The 19,677-nt window shown below is 61.7% G+C and carries 19 protein-coding genes, 2 tRNA genes and 2 pseudogenes; 11 read left to right on the top strand and 12 right to left on the bottom strand.

Annotated features, from left to right (window positions below):
- Positions 1-156 precede the first annotated feature (156 nt).
- Positions 157-1,110: a helix-turn-helix transcriptional regulator gene (locus BJI47_RS23580; protein ID WP_254900327.1), complete on the bottom strand. Its 954-nt coding sequence runs from the start codon at positions 1,108-1,110 to the stop codon at positions 157-159.
- Positions 1,111-1,326: 216 nt separating this feature from the next.
- Here BJI47_RS23580 and BJI47_RS01275 point away from each other — a divergent pair, with 216 nt between their 5' ends.
- The 4 genes and pseudogenes from BJI47_RS01275 to BJI47_RS24390 form a co-directional block, all read left to right on the top strand.
- Positions 1,327-2,763 (top strand): amidase, encoded by a 1,437-nt coding sequence (locus tag BJI47_RS01275; RefSeq protein WP_088942015.1) that lies wholly within the window; start codon positions 1,327-1,329, stop codon positions 2,761-2,763.
- Positions 2,764-2,947: 184 nt separating this feature from the next.
- A pseudogene (locus BJI47_RS01270) lies at positions 2,948-3,171 on the top strand (DDE-type integrase/transposase/recombinase); the annotation flags it as partial.
- 461 nt (positions 3,172-3,632) lie between these two features.
- Positions 3,633-3,914, top strand: a complete 282-nt coding sequence (locus BJI47_RS01265; protein WP_088942007.1) for a transposase — start codon at positions 3,633-3,635, stop codon at positions 3,912-3,914.
- Positions 3,904-4,020 (top strand): annotated as a pseudogene (locus BJI47_RS24390) (IS110 family transposase); the annotation flags it as partial. The gene BJI47_RS01265 and the pseudogene BJI47_RS24390, both read left to right, overlap by 11 nt.
- 445 nt (positions 4,021-4,465) lie before the next feature.
- Here BJI47_RS24390 and BJI47_RS01260 read toward each other — a convergent pair.
- Complete coding sequence (locus BJI47_RS01260; RefSeq protein WP_088942006.1) at positions 4,466-5,068, bottom strand: TetR/AcrR family transcriptional regulator; 603 nt, start codon at positions 5,066-5,068, stop codon at positions 4,466-4,468.
- A gap of 120 nt (positions 5,069-5,188) precedes the next feature.
- On the opposite strand from BJI47_RS01260, the gene BJI47_RS01255 reads away from it, so the two are divergent.
- Both BJI47_RS01255 and BJI47_RS01250 read left to right on the top strand, forming a co-directional pair.
- A complete protein-coding gene (locus BJI47_RS01255; RefSeq protein ID WP_088942005.1) occupies positions 5,189-6,406 on the top strand; it encodes a serine hydrolase in 1,218 nt (405 codons plus the stop codon).
- A 166-nt stretch (positions 6,407-6,572) separates the two neighbouring features.
- Positions 6,573-7,220, top strand: a complete 648-nt coding sequence (locus BJI47_RS01250; protein ID WP_088942004.1) for a LysR family transcriptional regulator — start codon at positions 6,573-6,575, stop codon at positions 7,218-7,220.
- Here BJI47_RS01250 and BJI47_RS01245 read toward each other — a convergent pair.
- The gene (locus BJI47_RS01245) at positions 7,203-7,754 is read right to left on the bottom strand and encodes a hypothetical protein (RefSeq protein WP_088942003.1); all 552 of its coding nucleotides are present in this window, start codon (positions 7,752-7,754) and stop codon (positions 7,203-7,205) included. The two genes, BJI47_RS01250 and BJI47_RS01245, sit on opposite strands and share 18 nt — an antisense overlap.
- Before the next feature lie 235 nt (positions 7,755-7,989).
- A complete protein-coding gene (locus BJI47_RS01240) occupies positions 7,990-8,808 on the bottom strand; it encodes an SDR family oxidoreductase (RefSeq protein WP_088942002.1) in 819 nt (272 codons plus the stop codon).
- A gap of 140 nt (positions 8,809-8,948) precedes the next feature.
- Between BJI47_RS01240 and BJI47_RS01235 the strand changes: the two genes are divergently transcribed.
- Positions 8,949-9,548 (top strand): TetR family transcriptional regulator, encoded by a 600-nt coding sequence (locus BJI47_RS01235; RefSeq protein ID WP_176224619.1) that lies wholly within the window; start codon positions 8,949-8,951, stop codon positions 9,546-9,548.
- Between the two features lie 37 nt (positions 9,549-9,585).
- Here BJI47_RS01235 and BJI47_RS23960 read toward each other — a convergent pair whose 3' ends face one another.
- The 4 genes from BJI47_RS23960 to BJI47_RS01220 form a co-directional block, all read right to left on the bottom strand.
- Positions 9,586-9,741, bottom strand: a complete 156-nt coding sequence (locus BJI47_RS23960) for a hypothetical protein (protein WP_176224618.1) — start codon at positions 9,739-9,741, stop codon at positions 9,586-9,588.
- A gap of 132 nt (positions 9,742-9,873) precedes the next feature.
- Positions 9,874-9,946, bottom strand: a tRNA-Arg gene (locus BJI47_RS01230).
- Between the two features lie 70 nt (positions 9,947-10,016).
- Positions 10,017-10,106: transfer RNA gene (locus BJI47_RS01225), tRNA-Ser, on the bottom strand.
- Between the two features lie 84 nt (positions 10,107-10,190).
- Positions 10,191-10,919, bottom strand: a complete 729-nt coding sequence (locus BJI47_RS01220; RefSeq protein WP_088942014.1) for a dienelactone hydrolase family protein — start codon at positions 10,917-10,919, stop codon at positions 10,191-10,193.
- Positions 10,920-11,010: 91 nt separating this feature from the next.
- Here BJI47_RS01220 and hisC point away from each other — a divergent pair, with 91 nt between their 5' ends.
- A complete protein-coding gene (gene hisC, locus BJI47_RS01215) occupies positions 11,011-12,075 on the top strand; it encodes a histidinol-phosphate transaminase (protein WP_088942000.1) in 1,065 nt (354 codons plus the stop codon).
- On the opposite strand, the gene BJI47_RS24920 is transcribed toward hisC, so the two are convergent.
- The gene (locus BJI47_RS24920) at positions 12,056-12,391 is read right to left on the bottom strand and encodes a helix-turn-helix domain-containing protein (protein WP_217808489.1); all 336 of its coding nucleotides are present in this window, start codon (positions 12,389-12,391) and stop codon (positions 12,056-12,058) included. The genes hisC and BJI47_RS24920 overlap by 20 nt on opposite strands.
- A 54-nt stretch (positions 12,392-12,445) precedes the next feature.
- Complete coding sequence (locus tag BJI47_RS01205) at positions 12,446-12,895, bottom strand: hypothetical protein (RefSeq protein WP_176224617.1); 450 nt, start codon at positions 12,893-12,895, stop codon at positions 12,446-12,448.
- 105 nt (positions 12,896-13,000) lie between these two features.
- On the opposite strand from BJI47_RS01205, the gene BJI47_RS01200 reads away from it, so the two are divergent.
- Positions 13,001-13,795, top strand: a complete 795-nt coding sequence (locus BJI47_RS01200) for an alpha/beta fold hydrolase (protein WP_088941997.1) — start codon at positions 13,001-13,003, stop codon at positions 13,793-13,795.
- 16 nt (positions 13,796-13,811) lie between these two features.
- On the opposite strand, the gene BJI47_RS01195 is transcribed toward BJI47_RS01200, so the two are convergent.
- Both BJI47_RS01195 and BJI47_RS01190 read right to left on the bottom strand, forming a co-directional pair.
- Positions 13,812-14,846 carry an alpha/beta hydrolase family protein gene (locus BJI47_RS01195; RefSeq protein WP_088942013.1) on the bottom strand — a complete coding sequence of 345 codons (1,035 nt, stop codon included), beginning with the start codon at positions 14,844-14,846 and terminating at the stop codon, positions 13,812-13,814.
- Between the two features lie 326 nt (positions 14,847-15,172).
- Complete coding sequence (locus BJI47_RS01190) at positions 15,173-15,985, bottom strand: formate/nitrite transporter family protein (protein WP_088942012.1); 813 nt, start codon at positions 15,983-15,985, stop codon at positions 15,173-15,175.
- Between the two features lie 301 nt (positions 15,986-16,286).
- On the opposite strand from BJI47_RS01190, the gene BJI47_RS01185 reads away from it, so the two are divergent.
- Both BJI47_RS01185 and BJI47_RS01180 read left to right on the top strand, forming a co-directional pair.
- On the top strand, positions 16,287-19,259 hold the full coding sequence (locus BJI47_RS01185; RefSeq protein WP_125458626.1) for an ATP-binding protein: 2,973 nt from the start codon (positions 16,287-16,289) through the stop codon (positions 19,257-19,259).
- Positions 19,256-19,672, top strand: coding sequence for a roadblock/LC7 domain-containing protein (locus BJI47_RS01180; RefSeq protein WP_084348380.1), 417 nt, complete (start codon positions 19,256-19,258; stop codon positions 19,670-19,672). Before BJI47_RS01185 ends, BJI47_RS01180 begins: the two co-directional genes overlap by 4 nt.
- Positions 19,673-19,677: the final 5 nt, after the last annotated feature.

Raw genomic sequence — 19,677 nt, 5'->3', positions numbered from 1 at the left:
CCACCGACAGCCCAGCAGCGCAGCCAGATCCAGAAATCAGCAGCAGGCCAAGCCTCATTTTGCCTAGCGCCGGTTTTCGGTCATCTGGCCCTCACCCCCCGTAACCAGGTCTTATGACAAGCTGGAGTCAGAGGCGGCCCGGTACCAGCCCGAGAATCACTTCCTCCGATCTACTGTCCGTAAATGTCTAGGAACAGATACTGAAGCGGGGGCCGTCTCGGCCACACAGCGGATGGCGTCCAGGCTGTCGAGATCGCGCAGCATCGCCTCGCGAGCGAGTGCGGTCCGGTTGGGTACGCCTAGTTTCAACAGGACAGACTCGATATGGCTTCGAGCAGTGCGGACTGAAACGCCCAGCGAAAGCGCGATGTCGTCGTTGGTCCATCCTCGGGAGGCAAGCCCCACCACGTCCAGCTCACGAGCGGTGAGGTGGACGTCTGGTTCGACTTGCATCAGTCGGACCAGCACCCCCTCGCGTGCGGAATCGGTGGTGACATGCCACCATCGTCCCGTCGCGTCACGGTGCCGAAATCGCAGTCCCGTGCCATCTCGCGAATGTAGGGCCTCGATTCGGGCCACTAACTTGTCGGCAAATGGGGCGGCAGCACGGTCCCCAACCCGCGACTCAACGCGGCCCTGGCCTGCCCAAATGACCAGTTCCGCGGGAGGCCGACACTGTTCGGGGTGGGGATCAGTGAGAATAGACAATTCCGCGGCGAGCATGGTGAGCGCCAGCCTGGCGGCATTATCCAGCGGTCGTCGATGGATGGAGCTCAGGGCAAGGAAGCCCGGACGGACGATTCCATGTACGGAACCCAATGGAAGAGGCAAGGGCACGGTGAGGCCTTCATGGAAGCCGCAGGGTTTGAGCGCTTCCAGATAGGTACGTGAGTCACGGAAGTCGTAGGGCAGGTCGATAAACCGGCGGGCCACGCGGTTCTCGATGGCGTAGCGATGGGCCGGGCATTGTGTGGCATAGGTGGTGGCAATGTACTGCACGGCTTCACCTGGGTAGTCGAGGTTGACCACCACGGGGTGACTGTCCCCGACAACAGCCCGCGGCGGACCCACCAAGGTGGCGCAATCAAACCCAAGCCCATCGCGAATCATCCGAATCGGCTCGTCCAAGGCCGTGCCACCACTGCCAGCATCTCGGATGGTGTCGGAAAGACGGACCCACCATGCCATGTCGACTGCCATGCACTCCTCCGACGGGCACCCTTTGGGCCTCGTGTCATTGGCCATTCAGCCGATGTAACTTGAAGCACATAATGCCACGGTATGGGTGCCGGTGCACAAGCACCACCGCACAACCCAGGAGGAACTGTGAACTTCGAGGAATACTGCGCTCACGATGCGACAGGCCTAGCTGCGCTCGTTGCCGATGGCGACGTCACTGCGGATGAGCTGTCCGCGCTGGCGACGGACGGGATCAACGCAGTCAATGACGAAATCAATGCGGTGGCCTCGGGACCATTTGATGCACCGCTTGACTACACACGAGATGGCCGGTTCTCCGGCGTGCCATTCGTCATCAAAGACCTGATCTGTCACGCCGAGGGCGTGCCCACGCGAATGGGCACCCAGATGCTCGGAGACGGCATCGTCCCGCCCGCGGACACGCACCTCATGGAGCGATTCCGGGCAGCGGGTCTGGCCACGCTGGCCAGTTCCACCACGCCCGAGTTCGGCTACAACGCCAACACAGAGGCCCTCGTCTACGGCCCCACCCGCAACCCGTGGGATACCAGCCGCAGCGCTGGCGGATCTAGCGGCGGCTCGGCCGCATTGGTCGCGGCTGGCACCATCCCGATGGCCCATGCCAACGACGGCGGCGGCTCCATCCGCATCCCCGCGGCCGTCAACGGGCTGGTCGGACTCAAGCCCAGTCGCGGACGAGTGCCCCTCGGGCCCGACATTGACAGCAACGCACTCAGCGGCAACGCCATCGAATTCGCAGTCACCAGATCCGTCCGTGACGCGGCCACCCTCCTCGACGAAGTCGCGGTGAACTACCCGGGCGACAGGTTCCTCATCGCACCCCCACAGCGTCCGTGGGCGCAGGAAATCGGGGCCGATCCCGGCGCTCTGCGCATCGCGCTACACACCGACTCGTGGTCCGGCACGTCAGTTGACCCGGAGGTGGTAGCGGCGACCGAACTGGTCGCCCGGACCCTGGAAGAGGCTGGCCACCATGTCGAGCGCGCAACGCCGACCTTTGACTGGGACGAGTTCCTCGAAGCAACCGCCAAGGCATGGGCGGCGTTCCTCGCCGAGTCCGTCGCAGGTATCGAGGCCATGACCGGCACCGGCGCCGGACCAGAGAACCTCGAGACCACCACCTGGGCGTGTGTGCAGTACGGTCGCGGCCTGTCAATGCTGGAAATGGCGGCGGCCAACGCCACCTTCAACACAATCTCCCGCGAAGTTGGGCGATTCTTCCAGAACTACGACGTCCTGCTCACGCCCACCACCAACCACCCCGCCATGAAGCTGGGCTACCTGAACGCAGACGCCAACCTCGATGCCCTCGGCTGGACGCGGCGGATTTTCGAAGCGTTCTCCTTCACCCCGCTGTTCAACACGACCGGAACACCGGCAATCAGCCTGCCATTGGCCCAATCTCGCGACGGCCTCCCCATTGGAATGCAGCTCGCCGGGCCAATGTGCTCAGAATCAATCCTGCTGCAGCTGGCATCGCAGCTCGAGACTGCAATGCCATGGTCCGAACGTCGCCCCGGCGTGCACGTCACGCAGATCTAGAACTCCGCAGTGTTGCCCTTCCCAGACACCACGGGGAGGGCAACACGCCAGAGCGTCGTGTTTGACGATCCCCCAACGCAATGCTCGCGAACCGGTCCGACGACACCAGGATGGGGACTGCCCAGGCTTTGCTTGACACCTGACCTGTGAGGATTTCCTCGCTGGAAGGATGTTGACCATGCCCAAGCTCTACCTGTGCGCGGTCAAGGCCTGCTACTCGGGGCGGATCGTGGGCTACTCGATCGACTCTCGGATGAAGTCCGCACTGGCCGCCTCAGCGATCCGCAACGCGACCCGGCCGGCACGATCTGCGACTCGGATCGAGGCAGCCAATTTCGTTCCAAGAAGGTCCAGCGACTCTTCAAGAACAACGGCCTGAAAGGTTCGATGGGCCGCGTCGGGTCCTGCCTGTTGACCGGCTAATCCACCCAATTGTTACCGCGAATCGACACGCCGACCCGCGAAATGCCAGTCGAGTTTGAGACAATCATTCAGACCGCACACGCGGCCTGAATCACTCAACCCGACGAGTCAACACTAATAATGGTTGAAGCGTCGAGCAGCGTCGTCTGACTCGAATGTCAACTGACTGAACCATGTCCTCGTTTGGATTTGTCGGCGGCCGTTGCTCGACGCTCCCGCCTCGACACCGCTGCCGAAGTGGGGCGTCGCCGAGTCTCGGTTGTGTGACCTCATAGGAGCCTTGACCTCATCGTTAGTGTTTTGTCCGCTAACCGCGCCCGGTGGCGACACGACAGGACGACAAGTCGTGGCGCCCGGTGGCGACACGACAGGACGACAAGTCGTGGCGCCCGGTGGCGACACGACAGGACGACAAGTCGTCCACCGAGTATGGGATGGGGTAGAAATTGTCCGAAAAGTCAGTCGCCGACGCGGTCTACGCGGGAATCGACACGCACAAGGATTTTCACGTCGCCGCGGTCGTCGACCATCTGGGTCGACTGCTAGACACATTCACAGCCGCGACGACGGTCGCCGGGTATCGAACTCTGCTGCAGTGGATTACGTCATTCGGCGACGTGGACCGGATCGGAGTCGAAGGCACAGGCTCCTACGGAGTCGCCGTCACCCGACTGCTTCGCGACCGAGAACTCGAGGTCGTCGAAGTGAACCGGCCAAACCAGCGATGAACGCACCCGCACTTACGTGGCGCGGAGGACCGCCGAGGGGAAATCGCCGCGGGAAATCAGGCGTTGCCTCAAACGGCACATCGCCCGTGAGGTCTACACCCTACTTGTCCACCCGCAGTCCGTCCCCGGCACCGATGACCTTCGGCCACTACGCCACCGAGTCGGTCTGTCGATGCAGTCCTGCGCCGACCACTTCGCGGTCTCCCTCACGACGATCTCGCGCACAGAACGGGCTATCAAACCGAACCACCAATTCGCCTCTCGCTACCGCGAATGGTTGATGGGACAACTTTCCGATTCCGCTTGACACCAATAGGAGCATCTGAACTCGGGGCGGTCCCCATTGATCGGCGCTGATCTGTCTGGCCAGGCGACGCACGAACGTGCTCTACACGATGCTGAAGGCGGGGGCTGCGTATCAACGTCGTGAAGACCGCCCAACTCCCACTGCGGCGTAGCACCTCGGCGCGAGGCCGTGGAGAGTTCAGGTGTCGTCACGGTTCAGACGTAATGCTGCCCGGCTGGTTACGTAAGCTATCCGCCGTCGTGGTTCAGTGATGTAGTTGCTCTAGCGAGATCTCGAATGCGGCGTCGAGACGTACGTGGTCGTTCGTCAGGAGCAGGTCCAGTTGCAGGCCGCGTATTTGAGCCAGAAACAGTGTGGCCCGCAGGATGGCTTGGTCTTTGGTCCATCCATCTGCTTGGAGTTGTTCGGCGATCATTGCCACCCATTTCCCGACCATGGACTCGGACAACTGGTGTGGATCTACCGTGTTCCTGTTCCTGCTGCGGTTGCTTGCGAGCTCGAACAGAAGGGCGAATTGACGGCGCTGATGGGGATTGCACAGTTTGCGCCATACTGCGCGGGCGAGTTCGATAGATGACTCGGCTGTTGTGAGCTGCGGGTCTGTTGTCAGATCATGCTCGAAAGACTCCCGAATATGTTGCGCCACTGCAGATATCAAACCCTCCTTAGTCGAGAAGTGCCGCAAGAGAGTTGCGTGGGTGACTCCGACCGCGACCGCGACGGGCCGAAGCGACAATTCAGCCGCGCCGTGGTCGAGAACATATTGGGTGACCGCATCCAGCAACTTCGGCCGCCTGTCTTGATAGCGGACCGCGCGCCCGTCGACCTTCTTTCGGTCGGTGCTCATGCTCGATACTCCACCGAACGAGCATAACGTCGCCAAAGTGGTAGTACCGATCGGTTGATCAAAACGCTTGGGGCTGCTACTTTGGTGCGATTACTTGTGCATCGACCGAGGAGTCAGCCTGTGCCGTCGACCAGAGACACCAATCGACTGTTGTTCACATTGCGGTATCTCGGTCGCCGGGCCTTCGTCCGTTCGCGACCTGCCTCGTTGGCGGAAGCCGGACTGTTCACCGGCAAACCCCAGCACGAGAACTTCGCCCGCACGGACGCCCTGGCACCCGTCAGGCGTATGCCGGCATCGTCGTCACCGCAGAGTTGGCCGGTAGGCGAGAGCATCGAACTTCCCTCGACCTACCGATTCGACGGTGAGAATCGCTCGACTGCGGAATTCCTCGATGTCACCGATACCGCCGCCCTGCTGGTTCTCGTCGACGGCGCGGTCCGGTACGAGCGGTACTGGCTGACCGGCGGACCGACCGTGAATTGGTTGTCGATGTCGGTTGCGAAGAGTTTTGTGTCGGCGCTGGTCGGAATAGCGGTGCAGGAGGGGCATATCGCATCGGTGAACGAACCCATCAGCAAGTACGTACCGGTAGATCCCGATTCGGCGTACGACGGGGTCGCCATTGTCGATGTTCTTCAGATGTCGTCCGGTGCGCGGTGGAACGAGGACTACAACGACTCTCGATCCGATGTTCACCAACTCACGAAGGCCATGATGGGACTCGGCGGCGGTCTCGACGGCTTCGTCGCGCGCATGGTCAGGCAGGATCAGCCGCAGACAGTGTGCCGGTACAACTCGGGGGAAACGCAGATACTCGGTGCCCTGATCGCACATGCCACCGGTCGGACCGTCTCGGACTACATGGCCGAGAAGTTGGTCGAACCACTCGGGTTCGAGACACCGAGCTACTGGCTGACCGATATGCGCGGGACCGAGATGTCTTATGCCGGATTGAATTTGACCGCCCGTGACTACGCCCGGCTGGGGGAGCTCTACAGAAACGACGGGATGTGGCATGGACGCCGCATCATCGATCAGCAGTGGGTACGCAGCTCCACCACTATCGATTCTTCCAGCCGGGAAGCCGGTCGGCCGATCGTGGGAGGACATGAGATCGACTTGGGTTACGGCTATCAGTGGTGGGTCCCTGCCGGTCACTACGGTGATTACTGCGCAGTCGGGGTGCTCAATCAATTGATCTACGTCGACCCCGACACGCGAACGACCATCGTCAAACTTTCCGCCAACCGCGCCTACGGCACCTCGGCCGAAGAGAGCACCAATCGAGACATCGAGAATGTCCACTTCTTGCGCGCCGTCGCGCAGAGCTTGTAGTTGTACGAAGATGGCCACAGCACAAGGGGGTCGGTCAGCCGGGTCCTCGTTCGAGAGTTCGGTCGGCCTGTGTTCGTGGAATGCGACGGTGCGAGGTTCGCTCGCGGATGAACGTCGTACGACGAGGCGAGTGGCTTGTGCGTCAACGACGCTAGCGTGATCGATCATGGATCTTCGCTCGCTGGAGCACTTCAGGGCCGTCGCCGAACAGGGTTCTGTCAGCGCCGCAGCCCTCGATCAGTCGATCTCCCAACCTGCCCTGTCCAGGCACATTGCCGGTCTCGAGCGAAGTCTGGGTGTCCGGTTGTTCCAACGAACCCCGCACGGGATGGTCCTCACCGCAGCGGGGGACAAGCTTCTGGGGTTTGTGTCCGACATTCTCGCCGGGGTCTCTCGCGCCGAAGAGGTGATAAAGACCTTGTACGCAGGCAACCCCGCCTTTCACTTCGCATGTATGGAAACTACAGCCCAGTACGTGATCTCACCTTTCGCTGCGGAGACAGCCGCTCCGGTTGTCGACATTAGAACCGCGCGCCCGGACGAGCTGTACGCGACCCTCACCTCGGGCACCGACCTTGTGGTCAGCACTTTTCTTCCACCTGCGCACCTTGCCTCGATCGAGCTCGCTGACCTCCCGATATCGGTGCAGAGTACGCCTGCTGTGATCGGGGAACCAGCCGTCGACCTTCTCGACTCCGTCGAGTTGGCCGCGCTCGTCGGTCGACCGATAGCGCTGCCGGGCAACGGAAGCGCGTTCGAGAACACGGTGAAGCGTGCAGCCTTGGCTGACAGAAATTCACTCGAGCTGGCCTAAATTTCGCGCAACGGCACCGTCGCTCAAGCCATCGCAGCCAGCGGACGTGCTACCGCGCTGGTCCTCGAAGCGCCCAGGTTCGGCTTGCATCGAGCACAGTCGACACACCATGGCGTTGCGGTGACGGTGCCATTGTTCGCCGCGTGGCCGGTCGATCACTACGCAGCAGAGGCTCTGGAAATAACGGCACGACGCTTGAAAGCGTGGCTCGAGAATGGGTACGTGTCCGTCTTTCGCGGTGTCGAGGGTCGTCGTTTTGATGACTTCCTCGGCGGTCACCGAGACGATGTTGTCGGTTCCGATTCCGGTGGCGCGGTCCAGGAGCAGTGCACGGACGCGTCTGTCGATGTTGTCCCCGGGTTCGAAGGCGTGCACCACGGATTCGTCGAGGCCGACGTACACGAATTGCGTGGACGCGGTCACCAATCCGGCTCGGTCCAGAATCTCTCGTGCAGTGGTGATTTCGCTGGCTGTCAAGGTGCTCAAGGGGTGGGTGACGGTCCGTTGGGTGGTGTCGGAGTCGAGCAGCGTCATCGCGAGGGTTCCTTGTTCTGTGTGGGATCGATGGAGGCAGCGTGTGGACGAAGGACCGCGACGGCGATTCCGCGATCCGGGCCTGCCACAGCGGCCCTTCTGTCCGCCTGGAGGAGCACTCCCCTGCAAGACCTTTGCTCCGCCTTGCTGAGCACCAGAAGTCAGTCCGGTCGGCACGCGTCCGAGACAATCGTCGTAGTAACAGTGGGCTCAGATCCCACCTACGCAAGCGTCGTCAGCTCTTACTCTTCGCCTCGACGCGGCCGACGAAGTGATCCATGGTGTTGTTGACGCCGAGCTGGTTCATGAGTTTGTCGAACCAGCGAACCGGAAGTACGCGGGCGGGCGACAGGAGGTTCACGAATCGGGGCATGATCAACTCGTGGCGGCCCTTCTCGATCGCTGTCAGGGTTTTCTCCGCAACGGACTCGGGCGTGAGAATCGGTAGCAGGAGTGGGTATTTCGTCTGCACGCCCTTGAACATTCCGGTGCTGACGAAGTACGGGCACACAACCAGCGAGTTGACACCGGCGTTGGCTTTCGAGAGCTCGACACGGAGTGATTCAGCGAAACCGAAGGCGGCGAACTTGCTCGCGGAGTAGTCGGTTTGCTTGGCGACCCCTACAAGCCCCGCAGCACTGGAAACGGTGACGACGGTACCGCGACGGTTCTCGATCATGTTGCCAAGGAAGGCCCGGGTGACCCAGAAGAGGGAAAGCGTGTTCACGCGGATCGTTCGCTCGATGGCTTCGTCGGAGGCGTCGAGGAGGTTCTTGCCGGTGACGATCCCCGCATTGTTGATCAGGACGTCGACAGGCCCAGTTTCCTTCGCAGCGGCCTGGACGGAATCGCGATCGGACACATCTACGGTGTAGGCCTCGGCGGGGTGACCTGCGGCTACGATCTCCTTGCTGACATTGCCTCCTGCCTCTTCGGACAGATCCCACACGATGACCCGGGCACCACGCTCAGCAGCGCCCAAGGCGAGAAGCCGGCCAATACCATTGCCGCCGCCGGTGACCAAGACGGTTTGGTTCCTCAGGGAATGAGACACAATTCTTCTCCTAGCAGTCGAAATCGATGAAGCAAAACCAATACCTCCAGTATTGACCAGCTGGTCAATACTGCGCAATGTGACTCTGGACAACCTCATACCTGCTGGCCATACACCTGCCCTGGTCTAGGCTCCCGAGAGTGGCCGGAGCAAAGAAGTCAGAACTCGAGCGGCGCAGCGACATCCTTGCCGCCGCAAAACTGGTGGCGCTCGATGGCGGACTGGAAACGGTCACAGCCCGGACTGTCGCCGCAGAAGCTGATCTCTCCAGCGGCCTCGTCTACTTCTACTACCAAACCAAAAACGGACTACTACACGCACTGCTGGCGCGACTGCTCGAAACGACCTTGGACGGGCCCGAAGACGGGTTCGGCGAGGACCTTCCCGCAGACGTCGCCCTCTACGAGATGATCACCACAGAATTGGAAGGCCTCCACACTCAGAGTGATGAAGTCGACCTACTTTTCCAGTTCTATTTCTTCCGAAGAAGCATCGATTTTCGTGACCAGATCGACGCGGGTCTCCGTTTGTATACCGACGCGATTCACCCCGTCACCGACCGATTCGCCCGGGAACACGATCTCGATGCCGACGCATTCCGATCCACACTCGTCGCTCTCATCCAGGGAGCTGCGATAGACGTCGTACGTAGGCCCGAAAGCTTCAGTGCCGCGAATCTTCTTCAAGTTGTTGCTGCCCTCGCAACGTCGACACCTCGCCACTCCGAGGGCGCCATCTGAACTCGTCCGCACTATCGATGAGCGAATCAGCCCAGCGTCAGGTGCGAGTGTTTCGCTTCACCCAACCCCACGCAGCGGTTGCTGCGAACAACACGATCCCAATTATCGCCAACCAGAGCAAGCCTTTGACAACGAACCCGAGGATGACGAACACCAGCCACACGACGAGCAACAATCCAATGAGTCCAAGCATCCCCCGATCATGACAGACCCTTACGTCCGCTCGGACGGAACCCATCGAAAACGGACACCCTGAGCCCTCGGAATCGAAGACAGAAAAATAGCCTCGCACTTGCGTTTCCGCAAGTACGAGGCTATTTTCTTGTGCGCCCGAAGGGATTCGAACCCCTAACCTCCTGATCCGTAGTCAGGTGCTCTATCCGTTGAGCTACGGGCGCATGTTCAATTGTGTTGATCCTTACGAATCAACGGTCCTGCGTCAAACTGGCTGGTCCTTGCGGATCAGCTTGGCGGAGGCGAGAGGATTTGAACCTCCGGACCCGGTGAAGGGTCAAGTCATTAGCAGTGACTCCCATTCGGCCGCTCTGGCACGCCTCCTAGGCTGCCGGCCCTCTCGGACCGCCGAGGAACGAGATTACACACGGTTGAGAGGAGAACGCAAAACGCCTGGTCATATCCCGTTCACCTGAGGAACGAGTCGAACCAATCGAAGATTCTGGCCTGAGCTTCGATCAGGGCCGCCGCCGCCGGGTCGCTGTCTTCGGTACTGCCGGGTGACGGCTGCGGTTCGTCGGCGCGGTGGCGCAATCCGCTATAGCTGACGACGTTGGTGGCTACGGACGACCGTGTGGCTGCGTCACGTAGGCCCTCGATGTGCTCCGGTGGGGTCCTGGGGTCGTTCTCGCCGTACAGACCCAACCAGGGCGCCTGGAGCGAGGGCGCGGCTTCGATCAATGCGATGGCGTCGGCGTTCAGTGGTTGGACGATGCCCGCCGCCGCGACACTGACGGCGGCACCGATCGGCCGGTTCGTTGCGACGATCAGCGCCGCAGTTCCGGCGTCGTCGAATCCGATGACACCGACGCAGTCCGGGTAGACACCTCGGGAAGTGAGCCAGTCGAAGGTTGCGTCGAAATCGGAGAACAGGTTTTCGCCGAAAACTTCATCACCCTCGGTGCCTCGATGGAACAAGTTCGGGGCGACGGCCAGCCATCCTTCGAGTGCGAGCGCGCGCAGCAAGTCCAGTAGCGATTCCGGTAGTTCGCGGGATTCGTGCAACACCACGATCCCGCCTCGGACGTGCCCTTCCGGGGAGATGGCCGTCAGCGGCACCTTGTGCTGCACAGGCGGTTGCTCATCGTCGTCCGCGTCGATTCGGAGCACTGCCACATCCGTGAAGATTCCCGACATGACACCAAAATAGTGCGGCGGGGCACGCCCCGCTGGATTACCGGCGGACGCACAGGAAACGATCAGCTCCACCTGGCGCATAATGTGAGCCGTGACCGCTCGCATCCGCACCGACCTCGACGCAATTCCCGCCTACGTACCCGGACGCAACTTCCCGGGTGCGATCAAGCTGGCCAGCAACGAGACGACGCAAGGACCACTCCCAGGCGTCCGCGAGAAGATCGCCGAGTCGGTCGTCACCGTCAACCGTTACCCCGACATACGCGCCACTGCCCTTGTGGACGCCGTCGCCGCGCACGTGAAGGTCGACCCGGCCAATGTTGCAGTCGGTAACGGATCGGTCGCGCTGTGCCAGGAAGTCGTCCAGATCATGTGCGGCCCCGGCGACGAAGTGTTGTACGCGTGGCGGTCCTTCGAGGCGTACCCGATCATCGCGCGCGTCGCCGGTGCGACGCCGGTAGAGGTCCCGCTGAACGCGGCGCACGTGCATGATCTCGACGCCATGCTCGCCGCGATCACCGAGCGCACCCGCGTGATATTCGTCTGCAACCCGAACAACCCGTCCGGCACCGTCGTGGCCAGATCTGCACTCGAACGATTCCTCGACGCGGTGCCCGCGCATGTCCTCGTGGTACTGGACGAGGCCTACTTCGAGTACGCCCGCGACAACCCGGAGGGTGAGTACACCGACGGTGTCGAATTGGCTCGCGACCATCGCAACGTACTGGTTCTCCGCACCTTCTCCAAGGCGTACGGGCTGGCCGGGCTACGCGTGGGATATGCCGTCGGCGACCCGGCGGTGATCACCGCGATGAGCAAAGTTCGCATCGCATTCGCGGTGAGCTCCGTCGCACAGCAAGCAGCTCTGGCATCACTCGAGGCGAAGGACGAGCTCCTCGCCCGTACCGATACCCTTGTCGCAGAACGTGAACGGGTTCGCACTGCACTGACCGAGCTGGGCTACGACGTCGCACCTTCGGAGGCGAACTTCGTGTTCTTACCACTCGGGGCCCTCTCCGGCCCCTACACCGAAGCCGCGGCAGAAGCTGGAATACTGTTGCGCGCCTACGGAAATGACGGGGTTCGTATCACAATCGGCGACCCACACGAGAACGACGCGTTCCTGAAATACGCAGCTACCGCCGCTCATCGATGACCCGTGCCTGCCGAGGGCTCATCCCGAACTCGTCACGGAACACCGCGTTGAAGGTGCTGACCGAGCCGAAACCCGACTGATGGGCGATCTCGGCGACCGTTCGGTGAGCTGAGCTGGATCGTCGAGCCGAGCACGAGCACGAACGAGCCGGCTGGTCCGGATCATCTCCGAAGGGTTGGTGCCCACCGACTGTGTCACGGCCTGCACATGCCGCAGCGACCAGCCGCGGCGTCGAGCAAGCGTTTTCGGGGTAAGAGTCGGGTCGTCGGACTGCGTTTTCACCAGCGCCGACGCGGCCTGCGCGACATCCGGCCACCGGGACAAATCGGATGCGACACCGACCAGCATCCTGGTGAGCGCATCGGAGATCTCACGAAAACTGCTTGCCGAGAGGGCATCTCGTTGCATCGATAGCTGCTCGGTCACTACAGCTGCCACCGGCACCCATACCCGAGGCAAGATCGAGAACCCGCGGCTTCACGGGAACGACCGAACATGGCCAGGCCGACTCCGGGACGCTCACCACCCATGCTCGCGCGCCTGGGCCGTGCTCGATGGAGAAGGGAGCGGCCATCGACATCGCGACCGCGGCACCCGGGCCCACGATGGCGCGATCGTCGCCGTGAGCAAAACGAAACGTGCCCGCGCGAGGGACCACTACTCGCAGGGTCCGGTCGTCGTCGGAGCGCGCAGATGCGGCGCTTCGTGAGTAGACGATCGCGTCGGAACTGAACTCCACCAGTTGAAAGTCTTCGGACCGCTGAGTAATACCTTTCGCGCCTTGATCCGTGCGCCCGGCCGTCGATTCCGTGCGCGTCACCGGCAGACCCGTCGCATACGTGCGCCCTATCGTCCAGAGAGTATACGTGTCCCCCATCACAGCGGAGGGGTCACGACGGCGGCAAGATTCTGTCAGGAGTCCGACATGAACACGATCCAGGTCAACGGCGCGAGATTGTCCTACGCGGTATCAGGACCGGAGGACGGCACCCCTGTCGTTCTCAGTCATTCACTGTTCTTCGATCATCGAATGTTCGACGCGCTGGCCGAACTCCTGGCCTACGCAGGGCACCGCGTCTTCGCCTACGACCACCGTAATCACGGCGAGAGTTCGACGCATCCGCGCGCCGAGGTGTCCGTGGACATCCTGACCGAGGACGCTGCTGCGTTCATCGAAGAACTGCAACTGGGTCGCGTGCATTTCCTGGGAAACTCGCTCGGCGGATTCGTCGCGCTTCGATTGGCGGCGAGGCGACCCGAGTTGCTGCTGTCCGCCGTCGCAATGGGCTCTTCGGCGGAGGAGGAGCATCAACTGGAGGCGTTTGCTCCCCTCGTCGAGCGACTGGCCGACATCGGGGGAAGCGAGAATACCGACATCGTTTTGTACATCATGTTCGGCGACACCAGCTTGTCCGCGGGCACACCCGCCGTCGAGGAGTGGCGCGGCCGGATCGCGGAACTGAAGCCCAACATCGGCGGCTCTGCCTACCAGGTGATTCACCGGTCGCGAATCGTCGAAGAATTGAACGGCTGCACGGTGCCGGTGCTCGCAATCTCCGGGACGGAAGATCACGCGTACCCGCCGCCCATCTCGGACGTCAACATCGCCGAGGCATCCGGGGGCAGCTACCGGAGCGTCGAAGCTGCGGGCCACTCGGTATCTCTCGAGCAACCCGCTGCCGTCGCCGAGCACGTGCTCGCACACTTCTCGGCGATCTGACCCCGTTGCGCGAGTCCTAGATGTTCAGAGCGTCGCGGAGCGTCGGCCAGGACTCGCGCAAATCGTCCTGCCAATACGGCCACTGGTGGATGCCGTAAGGCCGATAGACGAACTTGGCCGGGATGCGGATAGACCGAAGTTTGGTATCGAACAAAGTTGTGCAGTAGAGCGCGGCAGCCTCGAGCGGTCCGCCCATGGCGGCCGACTCTATGCCGGTGCCACCCGGTCCGAGTTCGTACGGGCCGGGCAAACCGGTGCCGACGGAAATATAGATATCCTTGCCGCGCAAGGCTTCTGCGTTTCGAGACGGGTCATGCTCGACCCACTTCGGATCGGCGTTCTCACCCCACATGTTGCTCGCATTACCACCATTGGTTGCGACGGTGGCGCGAACGGCATCTTTCAGATTCGGCTGCGAGTTGTCGTAGCAGCCGCTCAGGCCTGCCACACCGGTATAGAGATCGGGGTGACGGGTAATGAGATCCATCGCGGCTTGCGCACCCATGGAGACGCCCGCGATCGCGTTGGTGCCGTTGCCGGAGAACTGAGCATCGATGAGCGGGGGAAGTTCCGACGTCAAGAACGTCTCCCACATGTTGACGCCGAGGATTGGGTCCGGCACATTCCAGTTGGTGTAGTAGCTACTCGAACCACCTACGGGAAGCACGACGTTGACGTCTTTGTCGGCGAAGAAGTCCACGATGTCGGTCTTCTGCGTCCACGTGCTCTCGGCGTAGTCGGACTCTTTGCCGGCACTGACGCCGTCGAGCATGTAGAGAGTCGGGCGCGGACCGCCCCTTGCAGGCAACAAGACCTGAACCTGAACGATCTTGTTCATCGAAGACGACTGCACGAACACGGCAGCACGACGGGGCGTGATCATCTCGATATGGTCGATCCGAGCCGAGGGCGACGGTGCGGACTCACCGAACGGCGTCACGGCAGCATCGGAGCTTCCGGTCCCGGGCAGCGGTTGAGCAGACACCACACCGGTCCCCAGTATCGACAGCGCAATGCTGGTTCCCAGCGCTGCCAGAACACGACGGTGCATTTGACTGATCCATCCTCCCCCGCCGCACCCCTTGGGGCGCAACACGAACAACTTCTGATTCAACCTAACCCACCAGTAGGTAGACCTACTGCAGTTGCGGTTCCACCCACAGTAGCCGCGATAGAGGTCGTACAAAAGTTCTATCGATTCTTTGGGACATATCCAAGCAAGCCGCATGAGCAGGGGCTCCGTAGAGCGATGGAGAGATCGCTCACACCACGGTTTCGTTCGAATCCTCAGCACGCGCAGGTAGATGGGTTCTCGAACGCGTCATTCGGTCGAATGACCTCGGTTTCGTCCAGGAATGCTCGATCCCGTTCACGAGATCAATCGGGATGGCGATCGCGCTCCGACTTCACTAATTCCTTGGTTCGCACCAGGCGTAGGGCGGTGACCAGCACGACGCCACCGATGATATTGAAACCCACCGTGTATCCGAACCAGTCGATCCACGCTCGGTAACCGATGTCTGCGCCAGCGTGGATGGCGCCGAAGATCAATAGGGAGTCCAGGATCGAGTGGAAGAGCTGCAATCCGGCCAGCAGGAATGCAGCCGACATCGCCGCGATGATCTTCGCGACGTCGGAATCGGTTCCCTGCTGCATGCGGGTCAGCAGGGTCATCGTGCTGCCGCCGAGGATGGCCAAGCAGATCGACTGTAGGTTCAGCGGAGCGTCGACGAAGTGGTGCGCGGATTCCGACAGTACCGACAGCCATTGCGGGAAGGCGTGCGCGACCAGCCACATCACACACCACCCGCCCATCAGGTTCGCCAACAACGTCCCGATCCACAGCTTCGCCAACTGCGCGGGTGTGCCGTTGCGGGAGACCAACGCCGCGATCGGCATGAGGAAGTCCTCGGTGAACAACTCACCGTGTGCCAGAAAGATCGCCACCAGACCGATTCCGAACGCAAGCCCCGCCAGTAGCTGATTGTCGGTCTCGTACAGCACCGCCAGATAGGCCATGACACCCAGAGCAACTTCGAGACCGCCGAAGAATCCTGTGATCAGAACCGTGCGCACGGTTCGGTGGAGACGCTCACCGCCTTCGGAGACGACGGCGTCGAAACTCTCCTCCAGTTCCTCTTCGAGCGGACCGTCGTTGTCACCGTCGTTACGTCGCGCTTCTTCGCTCATCCGCAGGTAGTACCCGCTCGTCCCCATTTGATACCCACACCCGTCGATGCAGGGCTACATGCGGCCGGATTTGGTTCATCGAAATAATCGAGTCTCCAGCATCCGACACCGAAGATGCATCGTAAACAGGGAAAAAGTTGTTTAAGCCCGGACTTTGAAGACCGCAAACCTGATAAATCGACATCATTCTGTTACGGTTCGAATCGCTTTCATTCGACTGCATTGGTCGAAGGAAAGTCGATCAGTGTCCAACCGGGGGACAACAGATTTCAATGGCAGACGCGAAGAGGCATTGGACCGCATGAAAGACGATGCACAGACAACCTCGTGGTGGTCGATCGGCGAATGGCGCCTCGGCTGGAAGGTTATCGCAGTTTTCGCGGTTCCGATGCTCGTCGCCGTTCTGTTCGGTGGCCTCCGGATCCAGAGCGAACTGACCGACGCCGCGGACCTCAATACGTCAGCCGAGCGTGCATTCGCCGTTCCTGCGGCACTTCGGCTGGAACAAGCTCTCAAGGCAGTGACAGTTGCGGCTGCTTCCGGCGCCGACACCGCCACAGCGACCGCACAAGCGACAATCGCGCTGCAGGATTTCACGGTTGCCGCGAATGTGTTCCGAACCGACGCTAAGCTCAGTGACCTGGTCGACAAGTCCGTGCAGAACAGCCGGGCACTCATCGACGAGGTTCCGACCAGCTCCGAACGGCCTATCCAACTGGTCGCTCGCTACAGTCAGGCGTCGACCGAGCTCTGGATCCCGTTCGCCGATCTCTTGTCCAAATCCGAGCTACCCCTTCTGCGTGAGCGTGGTGCCGAGTTGGCGCCTTTGTGGGGAGCCCGTCGAACATTGGCCAATCAGCACATTCTGTTCGGCAACGGCGACGTCGATCCGCAATCGCGCACCATCCTTATTTCTACTGCTGGTGCAGAACTTGGCAGTCTCGGCGGTCTCATGCCACTGGCTACGCCCGGTGGAGTACTTCCGCCAGTCGAGGCGGACCCCTCGCAGGACCCCTTGGCCGCGCTGAATTCTCTACGCGCATCCACTCAGAGTCGTCTGGGCGCAATCGCGGCCACACCCCCGGGATCCCCTTTGAGCAGGGAGATCGGCCTCGGGCTCCAAGCCAGTAGCGATCAGTACGACGCCATCGCTGATGCCGCAATCGCCCGGTTCGTCCCCACCGCGAACTCCGAAACCGGCGCCGCCCAATCCGCAGCGCTTCGAGACGCCGCGCTGGTCGTCGGCACCGTCCTCGCAGCCCTCGTCCTCGCGCTCGTCATCAGTCGCTCGTTGGTCGAACCTATCCAGCGCCTACGTTTTGCCGCGCTCACAGCAGCACGTCATGGACTCCCCGAGGCGATCGAAAGAATCCGCGCCGGCGAACGAATAGTCGACCTCGAGATACCTCGTGTACCTGTAGAGACACACGAGGAGATCGGGCAACTCGCACGCGCGGTCGACGACATGCACGGGCAGGCGATCACACTGGCCGGCGAGCAGGCAACTCTCCGCCGCCAGGTCAACGACATGTTCGAAACGCTTTCCCGTCGAAACAAGTCCCTCGTCGAACAACAGCTCGTGCTCATCGAGCAACTCGAGAAAGACGAAGACGACCCGAATCGCCTCGAGAATCTCTTCCGCCTCGATCACATCGCCGCCCGAATGCGACGCAACAGCGATAATCTCCTCATCCTCTCCGGCAACGAGGGAAGACGCGTCCGAACCGCACCGATCGCACTTGCCGACGCTCTACGCGCCTCAGCTTCCGGTGTCGAGGACTATCTGCGTGTCGAACTCGGACAAATTCTGTCTGCTGTCGTCAGTGGCAAGGCCAGTGCAGACGTAGTGCACCTCGTCACCGAACTACTGGACAACGCCCTGCGCTACTCACCGCCCGAAACTACAGTGACGATCGACGCCGCACGCACCAACGACGGTTCCGTGCTCGTAGAGATTGCCGATCTGGGTATCGGAATGTCGCCGGACGACCTGGTCGACGCCAACAGGCGCCTCTCGTCGGGCGGCGAGATGAGTCCTGACACCGCCCGCCACATGGGGCTGTTCGTCGTCAGTCGTATCAGCAGTCGATACGGTATTTCGGTACGTCTACGCCCGTCCGCGGGCACATCTGATCGCGGTGGCATCACTGCGATGGTTCACCTGCCGATTGCACTGCTCGAGGCGCCACGCGACACCGCGATCAGAACGTCGACGGCTGCACTTGCCTCTCAGGCTCGCGCAGCATTGTCGGTTCACTCCGTCGCGGCGGGAACACCTACATCGAGTCAAGGCGCTGTCGCATTCCCGGTAGCAGGCGCCCATAATCCCGATGCTTCGGTGGCATCAGGGAACTGGCTACCCAATCGTCAATCTTCACACCCTGTTGCTTCCACTGTGCCGCCAGCTGTTTCAGGTGCGTCCTCTGCGTTTGCTTCGCAGACCAACTCCAGCGCCCTTCCCATGGCGAGCGGACTTCCACGCCGCACCCCAGGGAGCAGTGGGGTACCCGGTACCGCCAATGCCTTCACGACCCAACCGATAGCTCCGCCGCCGCCCAAGGCGGAAATGGTTGCCGACCAACCGGATACAGGCGAGTTCCCCGCCGCTGGACCTGTGCCTAGAGCCCCGTTCGGCGCTCCGAACCCGAACGTCACAGCGGCGTTCTTCTCGTCCCGGCCGCGCGACTCGACACCACGTCGCATCCCGACTCCACCGCGCGAAACGCCACCACCTCGCGACTGGACTCCACCCCGAGACCCGACCCCACCGCGCGAAACCACACCACCTCGCGACTGGACTCCACCCCGAGACCCGACCCCACCGTCCGTGGGCGTCTTCAGCGCGAACGCTCCCGAGGCCGGCTCTGACGTTCCACCGGTTGCGTCACCGATCTTCGCCGGAATGGTGTCCGAGTGGCTTATCGACCCCACGGACGACGAGTCCGGTGCCACAAACGGCAGCATCTGGACAACCGAGGCTGACGAGGGATGGGTTGCCGCTCACGCGTCGACGGACATGCCCTCCAGCAAGATGGCCGATTCGGGACTCCCGATCCGGGACCGCGGTGCGCGGTTGGTTCCCGGAACTGTCAGGCCCACCAATAGCTCTGCCCGTTCCGGATCCCACCGTCAACGCGTCGACCCGGAAACGATCAGGCGCGGGTGGAGTGACTACCAATCCGGCCTCAGCCGGGGACGCCGACACGTTGACAGCGAGAACAACACAGCGTTGCACTCGATAACACATGTTCAGAAAGACGAAGGAGAACAGTGAATTCTGTCGGAGCCCCAGAAACTCCTCGCGCACTCGACTGGTTGGTGTCGGGTTTTGCACGCGACGTTCCGGGAGTAAGCCACGCCATCATCGTCTCTGCCGATGGATTGCTGAGCGCGGCGAGCTCGCACCTTCCTCTGGATCGTGCGGACCAGTTGGCCGCCGTCACATCCGGACTCGCCAGTCTCTCTGCCGGCGCGTCTCGGCTGTTCGACGGCGGCGCAGTTCTGCAATCGGTGGTCGAGATGGAAAACGGCTACCTGCTCCTCATGGGCGTCGGCACTGGCGCCTATCTTGCTGCGCTAGCCGTAGCGGGATGCGACATCGGTCAGATCGGTTTCGAAATGGTCACTCTGGTCGATCGAGTCGGAACGACCATGGACATCGCTCCTAGATCAGGTCGGGATACCTGACGTCG

It is taken from the genome of Rhodococcus sp. 1168, assembly GCF_002091955.1.
GTDB lineage: Bacteria > Actinomycetota > Actinomycetes > Mycobacteriales > Mycobacteriaceae > Rhodococcoides.
This window is presented reverse-complemented; position numbering and strand designations above follow the sequence as displayed.

Excerpts from the sequence above, each read along its gene's own strand:
- BJI47_RS23580 (WP_254900327.1), bottom strand. The coding sequence starts at position 1,110 with ATGATTCGCGATGGGCTTGGGTTTGATTGCGCCACCTTGGTGGGTCCG.
- BJI47_RS01260 (WP_088942006.1), bottom strand. The coding sequence starts at position 5,068 with ATGAGCACCGACCGAAAGAAGGTCGACGGGCGCGCGGTCCGCTATCAA.
- BJI47_RS01250 (WP_088942004.1), top strand. The coding sequence starts at position 6,573 with ATGGATCTTCGCTCGCTGGAGCACTTCAGGGCCGTCGCCGAACAGGGT.
- BJI47_RS01245 (WP_088942003.1), bottom strand. The coding sequence starts at position 7,754 with ATGACGCTGCTCGACTCCGACACCACCCAACGGACCGTCACCCACCCC.
- BJI47_RS23960 (WP_176224618.1), bottom strand. The coding sequence starts at position 9,741 with ATGCTTGGACTCATTGGATTGTTGCTCGTCGTGTGGCTGGTGTTCGTC.
- BJI47_RS01220 (WP_088942014.1), bottom strand. The coding sequence starts at position 10,919 with ATGTCGGGAATCTTCACGGATGTGGCAGTGCTCCGAATCGACGCGGAC.
- BJI47_RS01200 (WP_088941997.1), top strand. The coding sequence starts at position 13,001 with ATGAACACGATCCAGGTCAACGGCGCGAGATTGTCCTACGCGGTATCA.
- BJI47_RS01195 (WP_088942013.1), bottom strand. The coding sequence starts at position 14,846 with ATGCACCGTCGTGTTCTGGCAGCGCTGGGAACCAGCATTGCGCTGTCG.
- BJI47_RS01190 (WP_088942012.1), bottom strand. The coding sequence starts at position 15,985 with ATGAGCGAAGAAGCGCGACGTAACGACGGTGACAACGACGGTCCGCTC.
- BJI47_RS01185 (WP_125458626.1), top strand. The coding sequence starts at position 16,287 with ATGAAAGACGATGCACAGACAACCTCGTGGTGGTCGATCGGCGAATGG.